21 protein-coding genes and 2 riboswitches are annotated in these 26,997 nt (G+C 28.9%); of the genes, 6 read left to right on the top strand and 15 right to left on the bottom strand.

Features of this window, described 5'->3' with window-relative positions:
• Positions 1 to 268: 268 nt before the first annotated feature.
• The 6 genes from OIF33_RS01205 to metF form a co-directional block, all read right to left on the bottom strand.
• Positions 269 to 2,848 carry an alpha-mannosidase gene (locus tag OIF33_RS01205; RefSeq protein ID WP_322502402.1) on the bottom strand — a complete coding sequence of 860 codons (2,580 nt, stop codon included), beginning with the start codon at positions 2,846 to 2,848 and terminating at the stop codon, positions 269 to 271.
• A 314-nt stretch (positions 2,849 to 3,162) separates the two neighbouring features.
• Positions 3,163 to 3,759 carry a GNAT family N-acetyltransferase gene (locus OIF33_RS01210; protein ID WP_322502403.1) on the bottom strand — a complete coding sequence of 199 codons (597 nt, stop codon included), beginning with the start codon at positions 3,757 to 3,759 and terminating at the stop codon, positions 3,163 to 3,165.
• A 46-nt stretch (positions 3,760 to 3,805) separates the two neighbouring features.
• Positions 3,806 to 4,645, bottom strand: a complete 840-nt coding sequence (locus OIF33_RS01215) for a homocysteine S-methyltransferase family protein (RefSeq protein ID WP_322502404.1) — start codon at positions 4,643 to 4,645, stop codon at positions 3,806 to 3,808.
• A gap of 107 nt (positions 4,646 to 4,752) precedes the next feature.
• Positions 4,753 to 7,104, bottom strand: a complete 2,352-nt coding sequence (locus tag OIF33_RS01220; RefSeq protein WP_322502405.1) for a homocysteine S-methyltransferase family protein — start codon at positions 7,102 to 7,104, stop codon at positions 4,753 to 4,755.
• The gene (locus OIF33_RS01225; RefSeq protein WP_322502406.1) at positions 7,097 to 7,768 is read right to left on the bottom strand and encodes a vitamin B12 dependent-methionine synthase activation domain-containing protein; all 672 of its coding nucleotides are present in this window, start codon (positions 7,766 to 7,768) and stop codon (positions 7,097 to 7,099) included. Before OIF33_RS01225 ends, OIF33_RS01220 begins: the two co-directional genes overlap by 8 nt.
• A 22-nt stretch (positions 7,769 to 7,790) precedes the next feature.
• On the bottom strand, positions 7,791 to 8,675 hold the full coding sequence (gene metF / locus OIF33_RS01230; RefSeq protein ID WP_322502407.1) for a methylenetetrahydrofolate reductase [NAD(P)H]: 885 nt from the start codon (positions 8,673 to 8,675) through the stop codon (positions 7,791 to 7,793).
• A gap of 77 nt (positions 8,676 to 8,752) precedes the next feature.
• A riboswitch (SAM riboswitch) is annotated at positions 8,753 to 8,865 on the bottom strand.
• Between the two features lie 159 nt (positions 8,866 to 9,024).
• Between metF and OIF33_RS01235 the strand changes: the two genes are divergently transcribed.
• Entirely contained in the window at positions 9,025 to 9,753 is a 729-nt protein-coding gene (locus OIF33_RS01235) for a lysophospholipid acyltransferase family protein (protein ID WP_322502408.1), read from the top strand.
• 44 nt (positions 9,754 to 9,797) lie between these two features.
• Here OIF33_RS01235 and OIF33_RS01240 read toward each other — a convergent pair whose 3' ends face one another.
• On the bottom strand, positions 9,798 to 11,186 hold the full coding sequence (locus OIF33_RS01240; RefSeq protein ID WP_322502409.1) for a sodium:alanine symporter family protein: 1,389 nt from the start codon (positions 11,184 to 11,186) through the stop codon (positions 9,798 to 9,800).
• 68 nt (positions 11,187 to 11,254) lie between these two features.
• Positions 11,255 to 11,352, bottom strand: a riboswitch (glycine riboswitch).
• A 138-nt stretch (positions 11,353 to 11,490) separates the two neighbouring features.
• Entirely contained in the window at positions 11,491 to 12,147 is a 657-nt protein-coding gene (locus OIF33_RS01245) for an HDIG domain-containing metalloprotein (protein WP_322502410.1), read from the bottom strand.
• A gap of 352 nt (positions 12,148 to 12,499) precedes the next feature.
• Here OIF33_RS01245 and OIF33_RS17080 point away from each other — a divergent pair, with 352 nt between their 5' ends.
• From OIF33_RS17080 to OIF33_RS01265, 3 genes are all read left to right on the top strand, one after another.
• Positions 12,500 to 13,252, top strand: coding sequence for an ECF transporter S component (locus OIF33_RS17080; RefSeq protein ID WP_416173342.1), 753 nt, complete (start codon positions 12,500 to 12,502; stop codon positions 13,250 to 13,252).
• A 97-nt stretch (positions 13,253 to 13,349) separates the two neighbouring features.
• Entirely contained in the window at positions 13,350 to 14,327 is a 978-nt protein-coding gene (locus OIF33_RS01260) for a P1 family peptidase (RefSeq protein WP_322502411.1), read from the top strand.
• A gap of 245 nt (positions 14,328 to 14,572) precedes the next feature.
• Complete coding sequence (locus OIF33_RS01265; RefSeq protein WP_322502412.1) at positions 14,573 to 14,752, top strand: alpha/beta-type small acid-soluble spore protein; 180 nt, start codon at positions 14,573 to 14,575, stop codon at positions 14,750 to 14,752.
• Positions 14,753 to 14,799: 47 nt separating this feature from the next.
• On the opposite strand, the gene OIF33_RS01270 is transcribed toward OIF33_RS01265, so the two are convergent.
• The 5 genes from OIF33_RS01270 to clpB form a co-directional block, all read right to left on the bottom strand.
• On the bottom strand, positions 14,800 to 15,240 hold the full coding sequence (locus OIF33_RS01270) for a gamma-glutamylcyclotransferase family protein (protein ID WP_322503245.1): 441 nt from the start codon (positions 15,238 to 15,240) through the stop codon (positions 14,800 to 14,802).
• Positions 15,240 to 15,881, bottom strand: coding sequence for a pyroglutamyl-peptidase I (gene pcp / locus OIF33_RS01275; protein ID WP_322502413.1), 642 nt, complete (start codon positions 15,879 to 15,881; stop codon positions 15,240 to 15,242). Before pcp ends, OIF33_RS01270 begins: the two co-directional genes overlap by 1 nt.
• Before the next feature lie 34 nt (positions 15,882 to 15,915).
• Positions 15,916 to 16,845, bottom strand: coding sequence for a DUF979 domain-containing protein (locus OIF33_RS01280; protein ID WP_322502414.1), 930 nt, complete (start codon positions 16,843 to 16,845; stop codon positions 15,916 to 15,918).
• A gap of 12 nt (positions 16,846 to 16,857) precedes the next feature.
• A complete protein-coding gene (locus tag OIF33_RS01285; protein WP_322502415.1) occupies positions 16,858 to 17,538 on the bottom strand; it encodes a DUF969 domain-containing protein in 681 nt (226 codons plus the stop codon).
• A 244-nt stretch (positions 17,539 to 17,782) separates the two neighbouring features.
• Positions 17,783 to 20,383: an ATP-dependent chaperone ClpB gene (clpB, locus tag OIF33_RS01290; RefSeq protein WP_322502416.1), complete on the bottom strand. Its 2,601-nt coding sequence runs from the start codon at positions 20,381 to 20,383 to the stop codon at positions 17,783 to 17,785.
• A gap of 335 nt (positions 20,384 to 20,718) precedes the next feature.
• Between clpB and OIF33_RS01295 the strand changes: the two genes are divergently transcribed.
• Both OIF33_RS01295 and cls read left to right on the top strand, forming a co-directional pair.
• Positions 20,719 to 22,260 (top strand): relA/spoT family protein, encoded by a 1,542-nt coding sequence (locus OIF33_RS01295; RefSeq protein WP_322502417.1) that lies wholly within the window; start codon positions 20,719 to 20,721, stop codon positions 22,258 to 22,260.
• A gap of 76 nt (positions 22,261 to 22,336) precedes the next feature.
• Positions 22,337 to 23,767: a cardiolipin synthase gene (gene cls / locus OIF33_RS01300; protein ID WP_322502418.1), complete on the top strand. Its 1,431-nt coding sequence runs from the start codon at positions 22,337 to 22,339 to the stop codon at positions 23,765 to 23,767.
• 95 nt (positions 23,768 to 23,862) lie between these two features.
• On the opposite strand, the gene OIF33_RS01305 is transcribed toward cls, so the two are convergent.
• Complete coding sequence (locus tag OIF33_RS01305; protein ID WP_322502419.1) at positions 23,863 to 25,479, bottom strand: FAD-binding protein; 1,617 nt, start codon at positions 25,477 to 25,479, stop codon at positions 23,863 to 23,865.
• Between the two features lie 224 nt (positions 25,480 to 25,703).
• Positions 25,704 to 26,981, bottom strand: a complete 1,278-nt coding sequence (gene hemL, locus OIF33_RS01310; RefSeq protein WP_416173343.1) for a glutamate-1-semialdehyde 2,1-aminomutase — start codon at positions 26,979 to 26,981, stop codon at positions 25,704 to 25,706.
• Between the last annotated feature and the right edge of the window lie 16 nt (positions 26,982 to 26,997).

The raw sequence follows: 26,997 nt of genomic DNA on the forward strand, positions 1-26,997 counted from the left end.
TTATTATTAATTAAATTTATAAATATTTTAATTAATAACCCTAATTATTTATTAAAGCAACCCTATTATTTTAATTTATTTCCTTTATTAGATAAAATATACGTTTACAACTTATCCTTCCATCTACTAAATTATACTTTTAATTTAAATATATCTATATAAAAAGTATATCACCCTACATTTTAAAACACAACTGTTCTCTTATAAAAGACAACTTAAATTAATAAAGAGGATATACCTTAAAGATACACCCTCTTACACTTCTTGATTAAAGTACTATTTCAAATGTTTTTATTTGTTTCTTTGAAATAATTCCATTAATAGCATTTTCTTTTACTTCTAGTTTTTCTATAATTTCCTCATTTAAGTTAACTTCGTTTATTTCCTTAACATCTCTATTAACTTTTATTTGGAAGTTTTCTTCTTTATCAGAAATATTAAATATTCTTACTATTATAGAATCTCTATCTTCAGCTTTCTTAAATGCTGATAAAACTATATTTTCTCCTGTAATTGAAACTAAAGAGTCCTCTACTTTGAAATCTCCTTGAAGAGCTAACATTGGAGTATTTAAGTTGTATGCTTCTTCGTAAGCTCTTTCTCCAGTGTAATCTCCTTCATGAGCTATTACTGAATATTCGGCAATATTATTTCCTAAGCATTGTGCTTCAGGTGTTGGGAATACTCCCCAATCTCCTAACTCTCCAACAGATCTTAATATTGTTATAGCAATAGTATTTTCTCCATCTCTTAATACTTCATATTCAGGTAATCCCATATTAGCAACCATAAGACCAACTTTTCCATCATTTACATCAACAAAGTTAGTTTGTTTTTGACAGTTAGAAGGATTTTGCCATCCTTCCCATGGAGTTGTTTCTCTTTCTATAACATCAAAATGTCCTTCTGCAAAGTGAGTGCTTGCTTCTATTCCTGTTGGGAATAATGCTCTTACTCTATGATCTTTTGCAGTATTTTCTATTTCAACCTTAACATCTACTCTTCTAGAAACTTCGCTAAGAACTATTGTAGAAACTAACTTAATTTCTGTCATTTCTTCTACTCTTCTACTTTCTTTCTTAACAGCTTCTACTGGAACTTCTAAAGTATTTTTAACTTCAATAACTTTTTCTACTTCATTATCTTTTAATACTTTAATCTCAGCCTTATTTCCTAAAGTATTTACTACTAAATCCTTCTCTGGAGCTCTAAAGATGTATTCATCTCCTATATCTCCACAATCTTCAAAGGCATTTAAATTCCTATACTCTTTATTTGTTCCTTTATGAAGTAAATCAAATGTACCATTTTCATTGAATTTTAGTGAGAAGAATTTATTTTCAAAAGTTAAATCTTGAGAAACTTCCTTTTCTTCTATAACTTCACATGTAACTATCTTAAATGATTTTAATCCTAAAGCTTTTATATTATTAGCTAAGAACTTAACTTTAAATCTATTTACATACTCTGGTTGTCTAAATCTATTGTTTGGAAGAGTATATTTAAATGTTTCACCTAAAGCTTCAACTACTGATGGAACCTCTTCTCCATTCTCTGTAACAACCTTAAAGTTTTCTATTCCTGATTCTTTATTTACATCAACTGTAGCTTCTACTACTTCACTTCTATCCCATCCTAATGTATTGAATACAACGATGCTTTCTCTGTCAGTAGTAGTTCCATTTACTAGATTTAGCATATGCTCAGTACTTCTATCTATCATTTCTTCTGATATTTGCATACTAGCTTTAAATCTTGTTACCATATCTTGATGAACCTCATCAATACTACATCCACAAATTGAATCATGAGGATGGTTTTGAATTAAGTATTTCCATGATTGAAGTATGAAATCACTTTCGTATTTCTTTCCTTCTAATGAAGCCATAACTCCTAAAGGTTCAACATATCTTTCTAAAAGAACTTGAGACTTATTGTTCATTTGCTTTAAATAAAGTCTTGCTGAAGCTGTGTTACATAAAGTCCACCAACCATCTGTATATTGGCCATTTAACTCTCCAGTAACTTCTTTTAAGTCCTTAACTTCGTCTTTAACATCAGCTATATAATCAACTAAGTTACTATGAACTAATTCAAAATCAACATCTTCTTTTACATTATCTATTATGTCACCAACATTTGTTTGAACTGGTTGGTGGTCACATCCGTTCATTAATAATATTTGATTTGTTGTAGCATACATATCTGCCTTGTTAACTCTGTCATTTAAGAATTCAACAGCTTCTTTCTTATCTGCTGGAATTTCATTACCATTACTATACCAGTTAGCCATAAGTATTCCTAAAACTTCTGATCCATCTGGTGATTTCCATAATACTTCTGAATGGTACTCATTCTCTCCAGCTTCTTCAACCTTTTGGTTATCAAATGCTATTGGAGTTATTCCTCTACCAAAAACTGCATTATCTATTCCAAATCCTCTTAATATTTGAGGTGCTTGAGATATGTTACCAAATGAGTCTGGGAAATATCCTATTTTTACTGGATCTCCAAATCTCTTTGCAAATCTCATTCCTAAAAGCATATTTCTTACATTTGCTTCTGCACTTATTAAATATTCATCTTGAAGAACATACCAAGGACCTACATGAAGTCTTCCTTCTTCTATAAGCTTCTTTAATCTATCAAACATATATGGCTTTACTTCTAAATAATCATCTAAAGCTATAGTTTGTCCATCTAAATGGAAATATTTAAAATGCTCATTATTTTCTAATGTATCTATTAATGAATCCATAAAATCTACTAATTTAACTCTATGTTTTTGAAATGGTATGTACCACTCTCTGTCCCAATGACTATGTGAAACTACGTGTACTTTTTTCATGTCTAACCTCTCCTTATCTAAAGTTCATTAACCTATACCTAGATTATATACGTTTACAGATTGTTTCTTCAATTTTCATTCTTATATGTTTAGTGGACTTTTTATAGATTGTTTAATTTTAGCTAATTGGTTTTTTATCAAAGTTGTATATAAAAAATTAAGCCATGTTTTAAACTGATATTGATTTTAGATATTCCCTAAGACCTATCTTACGGTTATATCTAAAAATTAACACTCAACTAAAACATAGCTAAAATTTAAAGTCAGTAATCATTAAAACTACCGACTTTTAATGATTTATTGCTCTAATCTTATTATATTTTTATATCACTTTTTATAACTGAATAAACGCATATATTAATATATTCATCTCTATTCTTATTATAATAATGTTCTCTTAATATTCCATCTCTATGAAATCCAAGCTTTTCTGATAGTTTAATTGATGAAATATTATTACTATCAATCATAGCTACAATTCTATTCATACTTAAATTTTCAAATGCAAAGTTTTCTATAGCTTTAATACACTCAGAAGCAACCCCTTGCCTCCAAAACTTCTTTGCTACAGTATACCCAATCTCAGTATTATTAGAATAAAAATCCATATTATAAAAACCTATATCTCCAATGAACTCTTTACTTTCCTTATTGACTATAGCCCACCTTATGCCTTTTTTCTCATTATACATTACTTTAACTTTTTTTAGATAAAAATCCACTTGTTTTTCTGGATTAGAAACTTCTGTTCCAGAATATTTCATAACATCTTCATCTGAAAATAAATTAATGAAATTCTCCTTATACTTTTCTTCTATCTCTTTAAGTATAAATCGTTTAGTTTCAAAAATTGGAAACTCTAAGAAAAATTTTTCTATTTTATTTTCTAAAAGTTGATTTTTAATACTCATATTATCCACCTTATTATACCATTAATAAATATTTATAACTTATACTCTATATTAAGTTACAAATAGCTCTTATATATTTAGGCGTTGTTCCACAACATCCTCCTATTATATTTACACCTTTTTCAATAGCCTTTTTAGACAAATCTTTAAATTCTTCTGGAGTCTGTTCATATATAAGTTCATCCCCTATTTTTTTAGGTATTCCTAAATTAGCTTTTATCATAATAGGAAGAGAAGTATTTTCTTTTAAAATATCTAACGCCTTTAATACTTCCTCATACTCTGTACAATTTATTCCTAAGGCACTTACTTCACAAGACTCCAAAATTGAAATCATCTCTTTTATAAACTTAGGAATATCCTTTTTCCCAGCTAAAGTAAAAGAACATATAACTGGTTTATCTGTTAGTTCCTTTGCTTTTTTAATTGCAAATTCTGCTTCTTCTATACTTCCTAAAGTTTCAAAAACAACAATATCAAATTTATTATTTGACGAGTTAATTATTCTTTCTGTATTTTCTTCTACAACACATTTAAAATTTTCATTAGTTTCTTCTATATAATATGAAAGAGGCCCTATATCTAAAGCAACTATTCCATTCTTCTCACACACTTTTTTAGCAATATTAACACCTGCTTCTACAACCTCTTCTAAATCATAATTATTCTTTTTTGCATTTATAACATTGCACATAAATGTATTTGAAAGTATTAAGTTAGCTCCAGCGTCTCTATACTCTCTATGAATTTTTTCTATTAATTCAGGCCTTTTAATATTTAAAAGTTCTGAAGGAGTCTCTTTTAAATTTACTCCTAACTCCATAATCCTAGTTCCCATAGCGCCATCAGCTACTATGAACTCATTTTTCAAATCTAATTTTTTCATCTTAATGTATTCTCCAATCAAATTTACTTCTTTTTTATTTAATGTTTATTTTTAAATAAAACCATATTTTAAACTAGCTAAAATTAACACTTACCTAAAACATAGCTTTAAATTTTAAATATTTGCTTAGCTATTTCTACAGCTCTATTAGCGTCTTTAGCATAAAAATCTGCTCCTATTTCTTTAGCATATTCCTTTGTTAAAACAGCTCCTCCAACAAATATTTTAGTTTTCAAGTCTTTTTCTTTAACTCTTTTTATTGTCTCTTCCATACTCTTTAAAGTTGTTGTCATTAAAGCACTGAGACCTAATAATTTAACATCTTTTTCAATGCACACCTTTAAAATTTCTTCTGGTTCTACATTTTTTCCTAAATCAATAATATCATAACCATAGTTTTCTAGAATAACTTTAACTATATTTTTACCAATATCATGTATATCTCCTTTTACTGTAGCTAATACTATGCACCCCTTATTTTTATCCTCTTTAGAGAAATCAACACTTGATTTTATAACCTCAAAGGATTCTTTAACCGTTTCAGCTGATGCTATTAATTGTGGCAAGAATATCTCTTCTTTCTCAAATTTTTCTCCAACCCTATCTAGTGCAGGTATTAATTCCTTATTAACAATTTCCATGCCTTTAAAACTTTTAAGAAGTTCTTCTGTTTTTCTTCTTGCTTCTCCTCTTAATCCTTTTATGACTATTTCTTTTAAGGTTAAAATATTTCCTCCCTTTTCTCTTAGATTTTCTTCCTTAATATTATTTTTCTTAGAATAATAACTTACATACTTATTAGCCCCTTTATCATATCCATAAAGAAGTTCAAATCCTCTTACAACTTTCATTATTCCCTCTTTGTTAGGATTGACTATAGGAAAATCTAGTCCTTCATTAAGAGCCATTCCTAAAAATACTTCATTTATATTTTCCCTTTCTGGCAATCCAAAGGAAACATTTGAAACTCCTAAAGTAGTCTTAACTCCAAGCTCCTTCTTTATTTTTCTAATAGTCCTTAATGTTTCTCTAACCTCCATCTGGTTTGTTGCTGCTGTTAATATAAGAGGATCTAAAATTATATTCTCTTTACTAATTCCATACTCTGAAGCTTTCTCTATTATTTTTTTCCCTATTTTTATTTTTTCTTCACAGGTTTTTGGTATTCCCTTATTACTTAAGGTCAACCCAATAACCATAGCCCCATATTTTCTAACTATTGGAAGTATTCTATCTAAAGTCTCTTCATCTCCATTTACTGAATTTAAAATACATTTACCATTATAATATCTTAGTGCCTTTTCTATTACCTCTGGATTAGAAGAGTCTATTTGAAGAGGAACATCTAAAACACTTTGAAGATCCTTTACGATTTTAACCATCATGCTTTCTTCATCAATATCTGGAATTCCTACATTAACATCTAAAATATTTGCTCCAGCTTCAACCTGTTCAATCCCCTGTTTCACAATATAATCTATATCATTATTTTTTAAAGCCTCTTTAAATCTTTTTTTCCCAGTAGGATTTATTCTCTCTCCAATTACAGAAACTCCTCTTCCACTTATAGTAAGTGAAGGCGTACATACACCTGTTAGACTAACTTTATCTCTTTTTATACTTTCTTTCTTTTTTAATCTTTTCGATAATTCCTCTATATATTCAGGAGTTGTCCCACAACATCCACCAATATAATTAACACCTAGAGAAACAAATTTTTCTCCATATTCACCGAATTCATATTTATCAACTTCATAACTTGTCCTATCTCCATCTATACTAGGCATTCCTGCATTAGCCTGTACTATTACATCCTTGTTAGTTGATTTTACTATTCTTTTTATTATTGATTCCATTTCTCTAGGTCCTAAAGAACAATTAACACCTAAAGCATCAACTCCTAATCCTTCTAATGTCATAGCCATACTCTCTGGAATACATCCTGTAAAAGTTCTCTCATTTTTTTCAAAACTCATAGTACAAAATACAGGCAAGTTAGAATTTTCTTTTGCTGCTAAAATAGCTGCCTTAGCTTCATATAAATCACTCATTGTCTCTATAAGTATAATATCTGCTCCATTTTTTACTCCAACTATAACCTGTTCCTTAAATATATCATAAGCTTCATCAAAACTTAGAGTTCCCATAGGCTCTAAAAGTTCTCCTATAGGACCTATATCTAAGGCTATTTTCACTTCATTTCCCTCTCTAGCTCTCTTTGCTATTTCTAAAGCTTTTGTTATAATTTCTTCTACTTTAAAATCTGTATTTCTTAATTTTTTTCTATTTGCTCCAAAAGTATTAGTAGTTATAAAGTTTGCTCCTGCCTCTATATATCTTTTATGAACTTCATATATAATATCTTCATTATATATATTAAAAACTTCTGGATTCTCCCCAAGCTTCAATCCTAACTTTTGAAGCATAGTCCCCATAGCCCCATCAAAAATCTTAATCATAACATCTCTTACCGCCTTTCCTATAATTGCACTTTGTATAAAAACTACATTGATCACAACTTCTTATGGAAGCTTGATTATTTCTACATTTACTTATTCCTATTATTGCTGTAACTGATTTTCTAGGTATTAAAATATTACTCTCTGTTAAATTTAAACCTATTGCTTTTTGCCCATCTATTAACTCTAAAAAATCCTTTTGAAATTCTATTGAAAAATCTCCATACCCTGGACTAAATCTTTCTCTTATAAACTCATTTTTACTTTCAACCTTTTCCTTTATAGCCTCTTCAATTTCATCACAGACTTCCTCTATGGCAGCAGTAGCACAGGCATCTAATACGAGAGCTTTTAACAAATCTATCTTCTCATACTTATTTATAGCCCTTTCTATCTCATATCCTAAGGTAACTCCTAGTAAAATCACCTTATAGCACCCTTTTAAATGTCTCTTTATAGATACTCCCTTTAAAATTTTTTCAGTTCCTAATATTTTTAAATTATCTTTATACTCTTCTAAACCATATTCTCTATAGGTTACTCTATAATCAGCTATTTCCTTGCATTCTTCGATGCATTTATCTATAAGTTCAAAATCTTCTTCATTTCCTTTTACACCTAAATATCTAAGCACTTCTTTTTTATCTATATTAGTAATTTTCATATTTATATAATTCTTTCTCCTTTTAAGATATTTTTTCCTTTCTATTTACTGAATTAATAATATTTTTAGTTCCACTTACTATATTCTTTGCTACATATGAATTATTCATTGTATATAAATGCACACCTCTTACCCCGCTAGAGATTAAATCTATTATTTGCTCATTTGCATATGCTATTCCAGCATCTCTTAAAGCTTCCTTATCATGCTCATACTTATTTACTATTTTCATAAATTTTTTAGGGAATGTTGCCCTACAAAGAGATAATATCCTCTCTATTTGTTTTTTATTAACTACAGGCATTATTCCAGCCTGAATTGGTACATCTATTCCTTTCTTTTCACAGGATTCTAGAAAATCAAAAAATATATCATTATCAAAAAATAATTGAGATATTAAGTGATTAGCTCCAGCATCTACTTTTCTTTTTAAAAATTCTAAATCCTTATCTTTGTTAATGGCTTCTGGATGAATTTCTGGATAACAAGCTCCTGCAATATTTATATCTTTATATTTTCCAATATGTTTTATTAAATCTATGGAAGAATTATATTCCGATATAATATTTTCTCTTTTATCTCCTCTTAAAGCTAATACATTCTCTACTCCTTTACTTTTTAATATGCTCAAAGTTTTCTCTATATCTTTTTTTTCTGCTCCTATACAAGTTAAATGTGCTAAAGTTTCTAAATTGTATTTATTTTTTATTATTGATGATAATTCTATTGTTCTATTACTTACAAAATTTCCACCTGCTCCATAAGTCACACTTATAAAATCTGGTTTTAATTCCTGTATCTCTTCTAAAGTTCTGTATATATTTTCTATTGGAGTACTTTCCTTTGGAGGAAAAACCTCAAATGAAAACACAAATTCTTTTTTATCAAATAATTCTTTAATATTCATAAAATCCCTCCTAAAAATAAAAAAGCCTAAAGGAAATAATCCTTTAGGCATAAAATCTCTAATTTTCTCAACTTCAAAACTTATCTTTCAGTAAACCTGCAGGATTTAGCACCGTTATAGAATAAAATTTATTTATACTATAGGTTGCTGGGCTTCACAGGGCCAGTCCCTCCACCTCTCTTGATAAGAATAATATTCTGTTTTGGTAAATTATAGTATATAAAAATAAAATAGTAAATATATAAGTTTTTTTTATTATTATAATTTGTAAAACACACTACATATTTGATATTTTTTTAAAACTGTTATAATATTACTTAGTACTAGTAATATTAAAGGGGCGAAATATATGTTTAGATCTATATATTGGTATGGAAAAGGATATGCCTGGACATTAATAAAATCCTTATCTGATATAAAAAAAATAAATAAAATGGAAGAGGAAGGTAAGCTTGAAGAAAGAGATGAATATATCTATCAATGTAGTAGAAGGATAGCTCATACTTTTCTTAAAGATGCCGGAATAAAAGTTAACGTTGAAGGCTTAGAAAATATTCCTGAAGGACCTGTTCTTTTTGTTGGTAACCATCAAAGTAATATGGACATTCCTGTTGTCATGTATTCTATTGATAGACCAAAAGGATTCATAGCAAAAAAAGAACTTGAAAAAATGCCTATACTAAAAGATTGGATACTACTTTCAAAAGCTATATTTATTGATAGAGATCATCCTAAAAAAGCCATGGCTGGTATTTTACAAGGAATTAAGCAATTAAAAGAAGGATATTCAATGGTTGTTTTTCCTGAAGGAACAAGAAGTCATTGTAGTAAACTAGGAGAATTTAAAGCAGGTAGTTTTAAATTAGCTACTAAATCAAAAGTTCCTATAGTGCCTTTTACAATTGATGGAACATATAAAATAATGGAAGGAAATCATTATTTTATAAAACCTGGTGAAGTAAATCTTTATATTCACCCACCAGTTTATACTGATAAACTTACTAAGGAAGAAATTGCAGAGCTTCCTGAAAAAGTTGAAAATATCGTTAGAAGCAAACTTCCTAATGAAGGAAGATAAAAAAATCCATGAGTAAAATTTACTCATGGATTTTTTTATTTATATCAATTTAAAACAGTTCCTTCTAATTCAACACTCTTCTTATTAAGAGCTTTTTCTTTAAAGAATTCTTCTGTTTCTTCTATAACTACTTTTCTTAATCCAATAATACCTATAAGGTTTGGAATTGCCATTAATCCATTAACAATATCAGCTATTATAAATATCAATGTTAATGGTAAGAATGATCCTGCAGCAACAAGAAGTATATATAATATTCTATATGGTTTTATTGCTTTTATTCCAAATAAATACTCAACACATCTTTCCCCGTAATAATTCCATCCTAATATTGTTGTGAAAGCAAAGAATATAAGTCCTATATTAACTATATATGTTCCTATATTACTAATAGGAAGACCCATTTCAAAAGCTTGCGTTGTAAGGGCGGCACCTTCTAAATTTCCTGTATAAGCACCTGTAAGAATTATAACTATACCTGTCATTGTACAAATAAGAATTGTATCAAAAAATGTACCAGTCATAGAAATAAGTCCTTGCTTAACTGGTGACTTAGTCCTAGCTGCAGCCGCTGCTATTGGAGCACTTCCAAGGCCAGCTTCATTCGAGAAAACTCCTCTTGCTATCCCACTTTTCATAACAGTTATTATACTAATTCCCACAGCTCCACCTAAGGCAGCTCTAGGATTAAAAGCACTCTCTATAATTATTACTACGGCATTTGGAACCTTATCTAAATTAAAAGCTATAACAATTAAAACTCCTAATATATAAAGACCTGCCATTAAAGGAACAACCTTTTCTGATACGCTAGATATTCTCTTTATTCCACCTAAAGTTACTAAAGTAACTAATAAAGTTACTATTCCTGCTGTAATTACAGTTGGAACATTAAATGTAATACTTGCAGCATCAGTTATTGATTTAACTTGTCCAAAGGTTCCTATTCCTAATAAAGCTACACCGATTCCAAAGAAAGCAAAAATATTTGCTAGCCAATTTAGCCCAAGACCATTTTTTATATAATACATTGGTCCTCCAGCCATTTGACCATTTTCATCTACCACTCTGTACTTTATAGCAAGTACACCTTCTGCATATTTAGTTGCCATTCCAAAGAAAGCAGCTACCCACATCCAAAATAAGGCTCCTGGTCCTCCAGCTTTTATAGCCGTTGCAACTCCTACTATGTTTCCTGTTCCTATTGTAGCCGAAAGTGCTGTACATAAGGCTCCAAAACTTGAAACATCTCCTTCTGCATCATCACAAGAAGATTCATCATCCTTCTTAAATACATACTTTAAAGCCATTGGTAATTTTAAAATTTGTAATAATTTTAATCTTATAGTCAGGTAAATTCCTGTTCCTACAAGTAGTACAAGAAGTGGGACTCCCCATACTAAGTTGTCGATTTGATTTAATAAGTTTTCCATAAAAAAAATCCTCCTTAAATTTAAATTTGCGGAGGAGAATAAGGATACTTAAAAAACTTAAGTAACTAACCTTATCCTCTGTCCTTTTACCTGAGAGTTTCAGTCAAAATAATTTGACCTTGCTCCTTCGGTGCTCTTTTACAAGAGTCTCTCCAGAGGCTCGTCCAGTAACGGTCCTAATACCTGAAAGATTTCCCTCTTCGGTGGATATATAAAATATCACTCTCCCATTACCTTCATCCGAACATATTGAATTTTAATTTATTATAGTCATTATATAGTTATTTAATACAAAAATCAAATACTATTTTTCCAAAATATTTAATTTTTCGTATTTTTTATTAGTTATACTATTTGTCTTTTCAATAAAATCATTTATTGAATTTAAGATTTTTCTCTTTTCCTCTAAACTTTTTTCCCCTCTACCAACTCTATCGCAATATGTTAATAAAGCTATGTCATGTAAATCTGAATTTAAAACCATATCTTTCGGCTTTACAAATGGAAGATTTTTATCTACATAAAGATATGACATGTGATATCTTATTAGATTACTTACATCTATTATAAACTTTTCATCCTCTACTACACTTCTTAGAATATTTTTGGTAATCTCTGCCCCTACTCTATCATGATCATAAGCAGTCCATCTTCCTTTTCTCATCTTAGTAGTATCTTTTTTCCCTATATCATGAAGCAAAGCTGCCCACATAAACTCTCTTTTATTATTAGCAAATTCTTTTAACCTGGCTGCTTCATCCAAAACCTGCAAAGTATGATTCCATACATTACCTTCTGGATGATGTTTCTTTTCCTGCTGAACTTTCTCTAAATCCTTTATTATTTCTAAAAAAGAGTTTTTTAATTCTCCTTCTTCATTCAAAGAAATTAAAAATTTTGATGGAACTTTATCCTCTAAAATATGTTTTTCTAAAATTTCAAATAATTCTCTATCATTCATAATGAACTCCTAAACTTTATATTATAATTTTATTTATTAAATTAACATTAAGTAAAACTTAATGTTTCAACCTAAGATTAATTATATTTTACCACTAATTTTTAAATTCAATTCCTATAATTAATTGTCAGAAAATTACTACTTTATGTTTTCAAATCCAGCAAATGAGCCATTCTGCCTTTTATGGTACTTATATATTTGCACAAATTTTCCTTTTTATATTGAATTACTTAAAAAGATAATGTTAAAATATCACTGTCGGTATTCTAATCTTAGAAGCTGAACTATTTTTACGGTTAAAAATTCAAGAACCGAATTATATCCCAAAGGGAATAAGAACGGAGGAGAGTCAATGAGCGCAGTTTATCAAACTAGACAAAAGACAAGAAAACTAGTAATTATTGGTATGCTATCTGGTATATCAATTTTCCTAGGACTAACAGGATTAGGTTTTATAAAGATTCCACCTGTTAACGCTACTATTATGCATATTCCTGTTATAATAGGTGCTATTATTGAAGGACCAATTGTAGGAGGATTAATAGGACTAGTGTTTGGATTATTTTCTATGTACCAAGCCTTTACGGCACCAATGCCAACTAGTTTTATGTTTTGGAACCCTATTATAGCTTTAGTTCCTAGAATTCTTATAGGTGTAGTAAGTTACTACGTATATGCATCTATGATTAAGGGAGCTAAAAAGAATTTAAAAGCTACAACCTTTATAAGTTCTCTTGTTTTAGGACTACTTTTATTTGTGAGCTTATCAGCTTTAACAGAATCTTTACTAATATCAGCTATAATAGGAGCTTTATTCTTTGCAATTAGTATGCTTATTATGCTTAAATTTAAGCATAAAAATAAAGAGGAAGCCTTATCTATAGGTACAGCTTCAGTAATCGGAACCCTAGTAAATACTGTTGGTGTACTTGGTTTAACATATGTTTTCTATTTAGAAAGATATGCTTCTGCTTTAGGAATATCTGAGCATGCTGCTAAATTAACTTTAGCAGGAATAGGTATAACAAATGGAATACCTGAGGCTTTTATATCTGCCTTAATATCCATACCTGTTATACTTGGAGTTAGAAAAATATTAAAATAATTTTATAAATATGTTTTAGCGTATAGCTTAATAAAGTTATACGCTAAAACTTTATTCAATTGCTGGTAAAGGTTTAATAATGTGAGGTGTATATTATATGTTTGAAATAAAAATTACTGATATTGAGGGATTTAAGTTAGGACATGCACAGAATTTTGAAGGTGCTACTGGATGTACAGTTTTAACCTGTGAAGAAGGAGCTTCTGGTGGTGTTGATGTACGTGGTGGTGCTCCAGGTACTAGAGAAACAGATCTTTTAAATCCAATGGAAATGGTTGATAAAATTCATGCTGTTGTATTATCTGGTGGTTCTGCCTTTGGATTAGATGCTTGTTCTGGAGTCATGGAATACTTAGAAAATAAAAATGTTGGCTTTGATGTAGGTGTAGCTAAAGTTCCTATAGTATGTGGTGCTGTTTTGTTTGATCTAGTATGTGGAAGTTCTAAAATAAGACCTAATAAAGAAATGGGATTAGAAGCTTGCATTAATGCTGAGAACTATGATGATTCTAAAAATGGTAATATAGGTTGTGGTACTGGTGCCACCGTAGGTAAGGCCATAAATCCAAAACTTGCAATGAAAGGTGGTTTTGGAAGCTATGCCGTGCAAGTTGGTGACTTAAAAGTTGGTGCTATTGTTGGAGTTAATAGTCTTGGAGATATTGTTGATCCAAATAATAATAATAAAATCATTGCAGGTGGATTAAGTGAAGATATGAAATCCTTCATTAACACAGAGGAAAGTTTAATAGGCAACTATGCAAATCCTAAAAATGCTTTTAAAGGTAATACCACTATAGGTGCCATAGTCACTAATGGAAAGTTTACTAAAGCTCAAGCTAATAAAATTGCTTCTATGGCTCAAAATGGTTTTGGAAGAACCATAAGACCAGCTCATACTATGTTTGATGGAGATACAATTTTCACACTTTCTTCAAATAAGGTAGATGCTGATATAAATGTTGTTGGTCTTTTAGCTGCTCAAGTTATGGAAAGAGCTATTATTAAGGCAGTAAAAGAGGCAGATACTTGTCATGGCTTCCTAGCTTATAAGGATTTAAAATTTGATGTATAATATTTTTAACTCAAGCAGATAATATTTCTGTTTGAGTTTTTTATTTGATTTATTATAATATTTAAATCACCAGATAGGCTATTAAAATAATTTTATCATTTTATTCCAAAACATGTCTTTTAATCCTCCAATGGATATAAGTTTATAGTTTATTAACTCCATTTCTGCACATCATAATATCGAAAGGAAAAGAAAACTTATCCTTTCAAAAAAAATCTCATTTAACTTAAAAGGAGGAATTCAAAATGGCACAATTAGTTCCAGAAGCAAAAAACGGATTAGCAAAATTTAAGAATGAGGTAGCAAATGAAATGGGAGTACCATTCTCAGATTACAATGGTGACCTAAGCTCAAAACAATGCGGAAGCGTTGGTGGAGAAATGGTTAAAAGAATGGTTCAACAATACGAACAATCAATGAAATAATAAAAAAGAGTAGAAGGTAAGAACTTTCTTACCTTCTACTCTTTTCTTTAAGAAACCTTTTTAAGCATAAAGTTTCTCCAGTTTCCATCCTCTATTAAAATGCTATTACTTTCAAACTCTTCTTTATCATTCATTGCATAATAATAAACATAACATTTCTCTGGTGATTTTTTCCCTACAATTTCAACATCCATTTCAACTCTATTATATTCATTATTATTATTATCAATTCCAAAGTAGCCTTCCATAAGATCCATAGAATTTATAACATCTTCATAATCATGAATAGTCATTACTTCTCCATATACAAAGCCATCCCCTTCTAATAAAGCAGGATATCCTTTTTTAGGCATATGATATAAAGTTCCTCTTACTCTTCCTAATTCACTCTTTATAACTTTTCCTTTTAAGTATTTATCATAGTTAAAAAATCCTGTTCTTAAGCTTCCATAAACAAAGATTTTTCTTTTTATCCTAGGTTCTAACATTAGCAAACAGCGCCTCCTATAGTTTTAATATCATTATCATTTAAAACAATAGCTTTTATACTAAGCTCTAATCCTTTTGCTATATCATCAATTGACATAGATGGAGTATTTGGTTTACTTACAACTTGAGCTGGTATATATGGTACATGTATAAATCCTGCTCTTATATTTTTATATTTCTTATTAACCAAATATAAAACGCCGTACATTACATGGTTACAAACAAAAGTTCCTGCTGTGTTAGAAACTGATGCTGGTATACCATTATCCACCATCTCTTTAACCATTGCCTTTATAGGTAAATTACTAAAGTATGCACTTTCTCCATCTTCATATATAGGAATATCTATTGGCTGATTTCCCTCATTATCTTTTATTCTAGCATCATCCATATTTATAGCTACTCTTTCTGGAGTTATGCCAAATCTTCCTCCTGCTTGTCCTATTGATATAACTACATCTGGATTAATCTCGTTTATCTTTTCTTCAATTTTTTCGAGAGATTTTCTAAAAACTGTAGGTATTTCTAATTTAATAACCTCAGCTCCTTCTATATTTTCTGGTATCATCTTAACAGCCTCTAAAGCTGGATTTATACTTTCTCCTCCAAAAGGATCAAATCCTGTAATTAATACTTTCATTCTCATACACTCCTTCTTCTCAATACATAGTTAATTAAAATGCTAAGAAATACATTAATGCTATATGTATCACTAACAAAATTATAGCAAATAAACTTTGACATTTCATAACCACATTCTTGTCTTTTGTCTCTAATAAAGCCGCTGGCATTACATTGAAATTCGCCGCCATTGGTGTTAATAATGTTCCACAGTAACCTGCTGTTAAGGCTAAAGCCCCTGCTATAGCAACATTAGCACCTTGAGCAAATACAAATGGTAATCCTATTCCCACAGTTATAACTGAGAAGGCTGCGAAGGCATTTCCCATTATCATAGTAAATACAGCCATTCCTACACAGTAAGCTGTTACACCAGCTAGTATGTGTCCTTCAGGAATAAAATTAGATATTCCTGATGATATAACATCTCCAACTCCTGCCGCAGTAAATACTGTTCCTAAGGCTGCTAAAAGTTGAGGTAATATACTTGTAGATCCAACTGACTGAACCATTCTATTACTATCTTCTACTAAATGCTTAGGCTTAGCTTTTAATACTACAAATGTTGTTATTACAGCTGCCACGGAAGCTATACCTATAGCGACTGTTCCTGATAAACTTGTAAATTGTGCAATCACTAAAGAACCTATTGCTATTACAATCGAAGGTAAAAAAATCTTATTTTTTAATTTTTTAGCCTGCAGTTCTGCAAAATCTACATTAGGCAGCTTTAAGTTTCCTATATTAACTTGTTTACTTGCAGTTAATACACCTATAACTAAAAGTAAAGCTCCTATTACTACAGGTGGAATGGCTCCTCCAGCTATAAAAATAATTGATAGTATTGTCCAAAAGACTGCCGTTCCTATTCTAGTTTTATGTTCTTTATCTCTTAATGTATCAATTGCCGTATTTAACATTAAAAGACCTACAATTATATAAAAGATTTCAAGTAATACATTAGAAATCACTTCCATATTCATTAGCTTTCACCTCTACTTTACTTCTTCTTTGTTCTTTGATAAGTTTTTACTTAACTTTTTATCCAATAACCTATTTTGTAATACTCCTAGTATTAAAGCTATTATAGCTATTGGCACTGAAGCCTTTGCTATTTCTAAAGTACTAACTCCATATCCTAATTCCTGTAATGTTCCAGCTATTAAAAGAACTCCTGAACTTGCTAAGAATACGTTTTGGCCAAAGAAGTTTCCATAGTTATCCATAGCCGCTGCTGTTCCCTTTATTAAGTCTTCGCTCTTATCGTCTAGCTTTCCATATTTGCTTACAGCTGCTCCTTGAGCCATTGGATTTATAAGAGGTCTTATAAACTGTGCTTGTCCACTTAATCTTAAAGAAACCGCTGTTCCAACTTCTCTTATGAATAAATAACAACTTAAAAGTTTTCCAGTTGACATATTTTTCATATTTTTTATTAAAGTTATAGCTCTTTCTTTTAAACCAAATCTCTCACACATACCGATTACAGGTAAGGTCAAAATAAATAAAGTCATATGTCTTTGACTTACAAAAGTTGAACCTAATTTTTCTAATATTTCATATACACTCATGTCTGCTACTAATCCAGTAGCTAAACCAGCAACTAACACAACAGCTATAGTATCAAATTTTAGTGCAAATCCTATTATTACGATTAATATTCCTATTAGTTCCAATATTATCTCCCCTTTTCAATTTATCATCTTAATACCATTAAAATTTTTATTTCGTTATTTTAAAATTATTATAACCATAAATTTATCAATTTTCTACAGTTTTTTATGAATATTTTTAAAATTATCTATATTTTTATTATCATTTTAATTTTGTTATTAATTTATTTAAAGTTTATTCAAAATTTAAACAAACAAAAAAAAAGAAACCATAGGTCTAAACCTATAATTTCTTTTAATTAATATTCTATTTTCTAGAAACTATAATTTTTCCATCTTCTCCATCTACTAAAGCAATAGATCCATCATAAATTTCTCCAGAAATTATCTTCTTAGCAATTTTAGTTTCTAATACATTACTTATATATCTCTTTAATGGTCTAGCTCCATATACTGGATCATATCCTTCTTCAGCTAATATATCTTTAGCTGTATTAGTAACTTCAAGAGTTATATTTCTTTCTTTTAATCTATTTTCAACACCTTTTAAGAAGATATCTATAATTTTCTTAATACCTTCACTACTTAAAGGTCTAAACATTATGATTTCATCTACTCTGTTTAAGAACTCTGGTTTGAATCTTAATTTCATTTCATTCATAACATTTTCTCTAATATCTTCTTCTATACCTTCAGTAGATTTATTTTCTAATAAGTAGCTACTTCCTATATTAGAAGTCATAATTATTATAGTATTCTTAAAGTCAACAGTTTTACCTTTGTTATCTGTTAATCTACCGTCATCTAATATTTGAAGGAATAGGTTAAATACGTCATCATGAGCTTTTTCTATTTCATCAAATAATATTACTGAATATGGGTTTCTTCTAACAGCCTCTGTTAATTGACCACCTTCTTCATATCCAACATATCCTGGAGGAGGGCCTATTAATCTAGATACAGCATGTTTTTCCATGTATTCAGACATATCTATTCTAATAATATTATCTTCACTATCAAATAAGTCTCTTGCTAAAGTTTTTGCAAGTTCTGTTTTACCAACACCAGTAGGTCCTAAGAATATAAATGATCCTATTGGTTTTCTTTCATCTTTAAGACCTGCTCTAGCTCTTATTACTGCATTAGCAACAGCAGTTGTAGCTTCATCTTGACCAATTACTCTTTTTCTTAAATCTTCTTCTAATCTTAAAAGTTTTTCTCTTTGACTTTCAACTAATTTTGTAACAGGAATTCCAGTCCATTTTGAAATTATTTCTGAAATTTCATTTTCAGTAACTTCTTCTTTTAATAATGCATTATCATTATCTTTTTCCATGTGAACTTCTTGTTCTTTTATTTGACGTTCAAGCTCTGGAATTCTACCATATTTAAGTTCTGCAACTTTATTTAAATCATATTCTCTTTCATATTTTTCAACTAATCCTCTTGCTTCATCTAAGTTAGCTTTTAAATCTCTAATTGCTGAAATATGAGCTTTTTCTTTTTCATATTTAATTGTCATTTCATCATTTTTATTTTGAAGATCAGCAAGTTCTTTTTCTAATGCAACTAATCTATCTTTAGATGCTTCATCGCTTTCTTTTGATAAGGCTTCTTTTTCAGTTTCAAGCATTAAAATCTTTCTTCTTAAAATATCTAACTCAGTTGGAAGAGAGTCTATCTCACTTCTTACCATAGCACCAGCTTCGTCTATTAAATCTATAGCTTTATCTGGTAAATATCTATCTTGAATATATCTATGAGAAAGTTTTGCCGCAGCTACTATTGCTGAGTCATGGATTCTAATTCCATGGTGAATTTCAAATCTTTCTTTTAATCCTCTTAAAATTGATATAGTTTCTTCAACTGTTGGTTCTTCAACTATAATTGGTTGGAATCTTCTTTCTAAAGCTTTATCTTTTTCAATATATTGTCTATATTCATCAAAGGTTGTAGCTCCTATACAATGTAGTTCTCCTCTTGCAAGCATTGGTTTAATTAAGTTTCCTGCATCCATTGCACCATCTGTTTTACCAGCACCTACAATTGTGTGAATTTCATCTATGAATAAAAGAATTTTCCCTTCTGAACTTTGAACTTCTTTTAATACAGCTTTTAATCTTTCTTCAAATTCTCCTCTGTATTTTGCACCAGCTATTAAAGCTCCCATATCTAATGAAATGATAACTTTTTCTTTTAATCCTTCTGGTACATCTCCTCTTACAATTCTCTCAGCTAGTCCTTCAACTATAGCAGTTTTACCTACTCCAGGTTCCCCTATTAGTATTGGATTATTTTTAGTTTTTCTTGAAAGAATTCTAACGGCTCTTCTTATTTCTTCATCTCTTCCTATAACAGGATCTAATTTATGTTGTTTTGCAAGTTCTATTAAATTAGTTCCGTATTTATCTAATGCTTCATAAGTTCCTTCTGGATCTTGTGAGTCAACTCTTTGACTTCCTCTAACTTCATTTAAAACTTTTAGGAATCCATCTTTAGTTATATTATATTTTCTTAAGATTTCTCCTACAGCTCCATTTTTATCTATATCCATTATTGCAAGCATTACATGCTCAACACTTATATATGAATCCTCAAATTGTTTTGAGATTTCTTCTGCTTTTATTAATACTTCATTTATTCTTCTTGTTGCAGTCACTCCTGATGATTGAGCTGCTTCACCTAAAACCTTAGGCATTCTATCTATTTGAACATGAATGTCTCTTTTTAATGACTCAATATTAACACCCATTTTTTCAAATATATTAGGAATTAGACCATCTTTTTGATTCACTAATGCTGAAAATAAGTGAATTACATCTAGTTGTTGATTATTATATTTAACTGCAATTTCATAAGCATCATTTAAGCTTTGTTGTACTCTTAATGTCATTTTATCTGCATTCATTTTATCACCTCAATATTCTCTTGTTTGTATCTTATGTAATAATAATACTATAATAGTCAAAGAAAGTCAAAGTCTATTTTTAACTTTTAATTTTTTTCCTATTATCTTAATTAATAAGCTCTTTTCTTTATAAACTATTACTTAATAATAATTTATATTAATAATTTTTAAACTAATCCCCTATTTAAATAAGAAAATATATTTTTATTTCAAAAAAATAGCAAAATTATAAATATATTATTTTAAATTCCTATATTGTTATCCTTAATATATGTTGATATTATTAAACTATACTGACTTTAACAACTTTAACTAATAAGGATGGTGTTTTAAATTTGGAATTAAAAGTTTTTGAATTTACTAAAAGTACTTTGGAATTACTTAAGGATATAAAAAAGGAACTTGCATATAGTGCAAATCTATTAGATGATTTTTTCTATTCCTTACTAGAAAATTCTTGTGAAGGTTTTTTTAATATATCAACTAGAGTAAAATCAGCTTCAAGCTTAAGAGAAAAGATAATAAGACATAATTATTATCTAAAATATGAATCTTCTAAAGATTTATTTGAAAATTTATCTGATTTAATAGGAGTAAGGATAGAATGTAGATTTATAGAAGATGAGGAGCATATTTTTAAATTCATAAGAACAGTTTTTAACTGTATTAATGAAGATGGTTTCTCTTATTCATCTCAAAGTCCTAATATATTTTTAGATTTAAATGAGCATCAGCCTTTAAAACAAAAGAATGGTTTTGAATTATATAGAATAGATGGTTTTATTATTAATGAAGGAGAAAAATTTAACTTTGAACTTCAAATAAAATCAATGGTAAATAATTTTTGGGGAGAAATAGAACATAAAATCATCTATAAAAATTATAATATGATTTTAGGTGATAAGTTTTATAAAAATATACTTCATTCTATTAAAAACAACTTATGCCTAATAGATAATCAACTCCTTACAATATTTAATCATGTTAATTCCAACATGGATAATGCTCCTGGTATGGGAATTAAAAAAGAAGGTATAGAACTTCTTTTATCTAAAATGATTTATGATATCTATTCTTCTAAAGTAAAAAATGAATTAGGAATATCAGTTGACTTTAGAAATGCATGCGATATAATAATTGATTACATATTTACAAAAAATAATTGTAATACCTCTCAAGAGTACTACACCGCTTTTATAGATACTTCTGTAAGATTAAATGAGGTATTTAAAAATTCTATTTCTTTTAAAAACGAATTATCTATTGGAAAAGAACCTTTAGATTTTGATTCAGATTTTTCTATTTCTGTAGGAAATAAATTGGCTCATGCAATGAACTATGATTTTCACTGGAATCTATTTTTTAAAATATTATTTGAAATAGAACCTGGTAATAATAGAGAAGACTTCTATTCATTTATAAGCTATTTAGAAACTATTTTTTCTAAAAGAGATTCTTATTTGAATCTATATTTAACCTTCTCATCTGATGAAGTTTCTATGATAAAGGAAGATATTTTAAGTGCTTTAAGCAAGGCATTTTTAGAAATTGATTCTTTAAAATTCATATATAGAGATAAGCTTTCAGAAATATTTAATGCTCTTGATGAGCATGTTAAATTCTTATGTGAAAATATTAAGTCTTATGAGGATTATTCAGATCATAAATACTTATATACAGAATATCTTTACCTTAACGTATTAAGTATTTTTAATGCTGATATAAATATAAATTCAATTATTGAATTTGTTAATGAATTAAAAAATAGTAAGTGTAAACTTAGAATAAGCTATAAAGGAATTAAATTACTAGCTTCAAATAACATTAATTCTCCAATTAACACATGTGAACTTTTAGAACAAATTTATATTAGATAATCAATAATTAAAATATCAGTCCACATAAATTTAATTATTGGACTGATATTTTTTCATATACAAAGGAGGAATTTTTATGCACTTTTTTTTAAGCGCAATATTTTTAATAAATATTGTATTCATATTATCAATTATATTTCTTGAAAGGAAAAATCCCGCAACTACTTGGGCTTGGATTTTAATTCTAACATTTTTACCTATAATAGGATTTATTATTTATATTCTTTTTGGTCAAAATATAACACGTGAAAAAAACTTTAATAAAAAAATCACAGATGATAAAACAAAGCAAAAATACTTAAATGAGTTTAAAAAGCATTTCAAATTAGATGATATTTCTTTGAAATATAAAGATCTAATAATGATGAACTTTAATAATGATAACTCAACTTATACTCAACGTAATGATATAGACTTATATTTTGATGCTCACAGACTTTTTGAAGAGATGATAAAGGAAGTAAAACAAGCAAAAGAGTTTATTCATATGGAATTTTATATTTTTAAAAGCGATGAAATTGGTAAAAAAGTATTAAAAGCCTTAACAGAAAAAGCTAAAGAGGGGGTTGAGGTAAAACTACTAGTAGACTCCATAGGTAACTCTATAGAAAAAAAATATATAGATGACTTTAAGGCTGCTGGTGGTGAGTTTAAAGTATTCTTTCCTGGCTTTTGCAAATATATAAACCTAAGAATAAACTATAGAAACCATAGAAAAATACTTGTTATAGATAGAAAAGTAGCTTTTCTAGGTGGATTTAATATTGGTGATGAATACCTTGGAAGAGATAAAAAAATAGGTTATTGGCGTGATACTCATACTAAAATAAAGGGACTTGTAATAAATGATTTAGAAGGGAGATTCCTTCTTGACTGGAGTTATGCTAACGATTCAGATTTAAATATAGCCCTTAAAAAGTACTTCATACATCCTAATTCTTTAGATGTACCAGATAAAATTATTGGAGCTCAAATAGTTTCCTCAGGTCCTGACCATGTTGAACAACAGATTAAAAATGGTTATTTTAAAATTATAAATTCAGCAAAGAAAAATTTATTTATACAAACTCCATATTTTGTACTAGATGAACCTATGCTTGAGGCCTTAAGGCTTTCAGCATTATCCGGAGTTGATGTTAAAATAATGCTTCCTGGAAACCCTGACCATAAATTTATGGGATGGATAGCTAATTCATATTTTGAATCTTTATTAAAATCAGGTGCAAAAATTTATCTATACCAAAAGGGTTTTTTACATGCTAAAACGATAGTAGCGGACTCCTCTATATGCAGTATAGGAACTGCTAATATGGATATTAGAAGCTTTTCTTTAAACTTTGAAAGTAATATATTTATATACAACGAAGAACTTTCAAAAGCTATGGAAGATCAATTCTTTAAAGATTTAGAATTCTGTGAGAGAGTTACTCTTGAAAAATTTGAAAAACGTTCTATTGTATCAAAAGTTGGTGAATCCGTAATAAGATTGGTTTCTCCTTTAATGTAATAAAAAAATACAGCATATATAAAAATATATGCTGTATTTTTATTTCTCTTTAATTCTAAACTTTTAAATTATCTTAAATTAAATAAAAAAATTCATTATTCTTCTTTAAAATACACTTCAATGTCATCCTTTAATTCGACCATTATCATTTTATCCATATTTTCATTTATATTTGGATAATCACTTCTATAATGAGATCCCCTACTTTCTTTTCTAAGATCAATTGCTTTTAGTATAGCTTTACACAATAATATATTATTTTCTAACCTATATGAATTCCTTACACTTTCAATATTAATATCTTTCTTATATATAAATTCCTTAGACATTTTATTTAATTTTGAAATTGCATTTTTTACACCTATTTCATTTTTTTCTATCATTGCATTTTTAAACATTATTTCTTGAACTTCTGAAATAAGTTCTTCTGCCCTATCTATCTCATATAGTTCAAATTCTACTTCATCTTTATCACTTAAGTTTTTATTTTCAGCATACCTACTGGCACTTTCTCCAGCTATCTTTCCAAAAACAAGACCATTCGCTGTAGATAATCCACCTATTCTATCTGCACCATGCATACCTCCAGTGCACTCTCCTGCTGCAAATAATCCATTTATCTTTGTTTCTGCTTTTTTGCTTATGCTAATTCCACCGTTTGCTGCATGAAAGAATATTCCAATATTTATTTGATCCTCTATAGTAAGACTCTTATTTTCTTTTAACCACTTGAAATAGACTTCAATAAATTCTGGCATATTATCTTTCAAACTATCTTTATATCTAACAGCGACTCCATTTTTATTTTTCATAAACTCCTTAAATATAGCATAATCAATATCTTTAGAGGTTAATCTTGAAGTAAAAGGTCCATAAGTTGATCTTTCCTGAAGCTTTTCTTCTAAATTTTTAAATATACTTTCACCTATTTCATTTCTAGCCTCTATATATTTAAATGTCTTTTCATTAAATATAGTCTTCGGACATGGTTTTATATATCCTGGCATCATTTGCATAAATTCTATATTAACCAATTTACACCCCGCTTTTAATGCTAAGGACTGTCCCATGCCTGTTATATCACTAGTATTTAATCTATATTTAAATAATCCACCTATTCCTCCTGAGGCAATTACAAGTGCTTTACATTTTATAAACTCAAGTTTATTCAACTTACTAATAACGATTACACCAGAAACATTATTATTTTCTATTACTATATCAATTACCTCTGAAAAAGGATATTTTTCAACTTTATTGCTTTCTAATTTCTCATTTAAAATTTTCTTTGCACTTTCAAATAAAATTCCATTCCAATTTCTATTTTTATGATCAAAGCACGGAATAAATTCCTTTTCTCCTGCATTATTAGCTTGTTTAAGTTTAACATTCATTTCTTTTAATGACTCTATACTTGGATTGATATTTTTCACAAAAATCTCTACTAATTCTCTATCTATAACATTACAGCCAACTTCTTTAATTGTATTAGCTAAATCTTCTTCATCAATTTCATTTTCTGGTCCTATTAATCCTAATCCCCATGTGCCAGGATAAAAACTTGAACCTGAAAATATATTTGCACTACTTGCAATTATTACTCTTTGTCCATTATTGGATGCTTGAATTGCAGCCATAATTCCTGCAATCCCAGCTCCCATTACAAAAACATCACATTCTTTAACTTTTTTCAATTTCATTTTTTCTCTCATAAAAAATCCTCACATTAATTAAATTTCATATACCCTTTATTTATTATTCATTTTCTAAAATTAATTTTTCTTTATTTAAAAATTAAGCTCTGTTTTAAACTAGTGTTGATTTATAGATATAGGTGTCCAACTATCTTAATTAGCAATATAAACTCTTTATGAAACTAAGTTAGTTCTTACTATATCTAAAAATCAACATTCATTTAAAACAAAGCTAAAAATTATTATCCTTCAAAACTTTCAAAAGCTTCTAAGAATTTATCTATATGTTCTTCTGTATGCTTTACACTTAAAAACATAGCTTCAAATTGTGATGGTGGTATGTTAAATCCATTTTCTAACATATGTAAGAAATATCTCTTAAATCTTTCTCCATCACAAGTTTTTACATCATCATAAGAAGTAACTTCTTTTAAATCAGTAAAGAATAAAGTCATCATTCCACCTTGTCTATTAACAACAAGACCTATACCTTTTTTCTTTGCTATCTCAAGAACACCTTTTTCAAGCTTTTCTCCTATTTTTTCAATATGTTCATAATAGGATGGATTATCATGAAGCTTATTAACAGTAGCAAGCCCTGCACTCATTACTATTGGATTTCCTGACATTGTTCCAGCTTGATAAACTCCTCCTAATGGTGATAAGTTTTCCATTATCTCTCTTCTTCCACCATATGCACCACAAGGTAGTCCACCCCCCATTATTTTAGCATAAGTAACTAAATCTGGCTTAACATCAAATAAAGTTTGTGCTCCTTTATAAGCTACTCTAAATCCGCACATAACCTCATCAAATATAAGAAGTGATCCATATTTATCACATAACTCTCTAAGTTTTCTCATAAACTTAGGATTACACTTAACAACTCCCATATTTCCTGCAACTGGCTCTATTATTACTCCCGCAATATCATTTCCGTACTTTTCAAATAAATCTTCAACTTGCTTTTCATTATTGTATATTCCTATTAAAGTATTTTTTATACTTTCTTCTGGAACACCTAAACAGCCTGGAATTCCTTCTGTTAATACTCCAGAACCGGCTTCTATTAAAAATCCATCAAAGTGTCCATGATAGCATCCTGCAAATTTAATTATTTTGTCTTTCTTTGTATATCCTCTAGCTAACTTTACAGCACTCATAGTAGCTTCTGTACCTGAGTTTACCATTCTTATCATATCAACATTATCTAATGTTTCACATAGAAGCTTAGCTAAATCTAACTCTAATTTTGTTGAAGCACCAAAAGCTATACTTTCCTCTGAAGTTTTCTTTATTGCTTCCACTACATCTTCATCACAATGGCCTAATATCATTGGTCCCCAAGCTAAGACAAAGTCAATATATTCATTTCCATTCTCGTCCTTTATCATAGCTCCTTTACCACTTTTTATTATTGGAGGATTTATTCCTACACTTCCGAAAGATCTTACAGGACTATTAACTCCACCTGGCATATATTTTTTTGATTCTTCAAATATTTCTTTATTTCTGTCCATATTCATTCTCCTAACC

This window comes from Clostridium sp. LIBA-8841 (assembly GCF_034439435.1).
In the GTDB taxonomy this organism is placed as follows: domain Bacteria; phylum Bacillota; class Clostridia; order Clostridiales; family Clostridiaceae; genus Sarcina.

Coding starts and splice junctions, on each gene's coding strand:
- OIF33_RS01205 (WP_322502402.1), bottom strand. CDS start 2,848: ATGAAAAAAGTACACGTAGTTTCACATAGTCATTGGGACAGAGAGTGG.
- OIF33_RS01210 (WP_322502403.1), bottom strand. CDS start 3,759: ATGAGTATTAAAAATCAACTTTTAGAAAATAAAATAGAAAAATTTTTC.
- OIF33_RS01215 (WP_322502404.1), bottom strand. CDS start 4,645: ATGAAAAAATTAGATTTGAAAAATGAGTTCATAGTAGCTGATGGCGCT.
- OIF33_RS01220 (WP_322502405.1), bottom strand. CDS start 7,104: ATGATTAAGATTTTTGATGGGGCTATGGGGACTATGCTTCAAAAGTTA.
- OIF33_RS01225 (WP_322502406.1), bottom strand. CDS start 7,768: ATGAAAATTACTAATATAGATAAAAAAGAAGTGCTTAGATATTTAGGT.
- metF (WP_322502407.1), bottom strand. CDS start 8,675: ATGAATATTAAAGAATTATTTGATAAAAAAGAATTTGTGTTTTCATTT.
- OIF33_RS01235 (WP_322502408.1), top strand. CDS start 9,025: ATGTTTAGATCTATATATTGGTATGGAAAAGGATATGCCTGGACATTA.
- OIF33_RS01240 (WP_322502409.1), bottom strand. CDS start 11,186: ATGGAAAACTTATTAAATCAAATCGACAACTTAGTATGGGGAGTCCCA.
- OIF33_RS01245 (WP_322502410.1), bottom strand. CDS start 12,147: ATGAATGATAGAGAATTATTTGAAATTTTAGAAAAACATATTTTAGAG.
- OIF33_RS17080 (WP_416173342.1), top strand. CDS start 12,500: ATGAGCGCAGTTTATCAAACTAGACAAAAGACAAGAAAACTAGTAATT.
- OIF33_RS01260 (WP_322502411.1), top strand. CDS start 13,350: ATGTTTGAAATAAAAATTACTGATATTGAGGGATTTAAGTTAGGACAT.
- OIF33_RS01265 (WP_322502412.1), top strand. CDS start 14,573: ATGGCACAATTAGTTCCAGAAGCAAAAAACGGATTAGCAAAATTTAAG.
- OIF33_RS01270 (WP_322503245.1), bottom strand. CDS start 15,240: ATGTTAGAACCTAGGATAAAAAGAAAAATCTTTGTTTATGGAAGCTTA.
- pcp (WP_322502413.1), bottom strand. CDS start 15,881: ATGAAAGTATTAATTACAGGATTTGATCCTTTTGGAGGAGAAAGTATA.
- OIF33_RS01280 (WP_322502414.1), bottom strand. CDS start 16,845: ATGAATATGGAAGTGATTTCTAATGTATTACTTGAAATCTTTTATATA.
- clpB (WP_322502416.1), bottom strand. CDS start 20,383: ATGAATGCAGATAAAATGACATTAAGAGTACAACAAAGCTTAAATGAT.
- cls (WP_322502418.1), top strand. CDS start 22,337: ATGCACTTTTTTTTAAGCGCAATATTTTTAATAAATATTGTATTCATA.
- OIF33_RS01305 (WP_322502419.1), bottom strand. CDS start 25,479: ATGAGAGAAAAAATGAAATTGAAAAAAGTTAAAGAATGTGATGTTTTT.
- hemL (WP_416173343.1), bottom strand. CDS start 26,981: ATGGACAGAAATAAAGAAATATTTGAAGAATCAAAAAAATATATGCCA.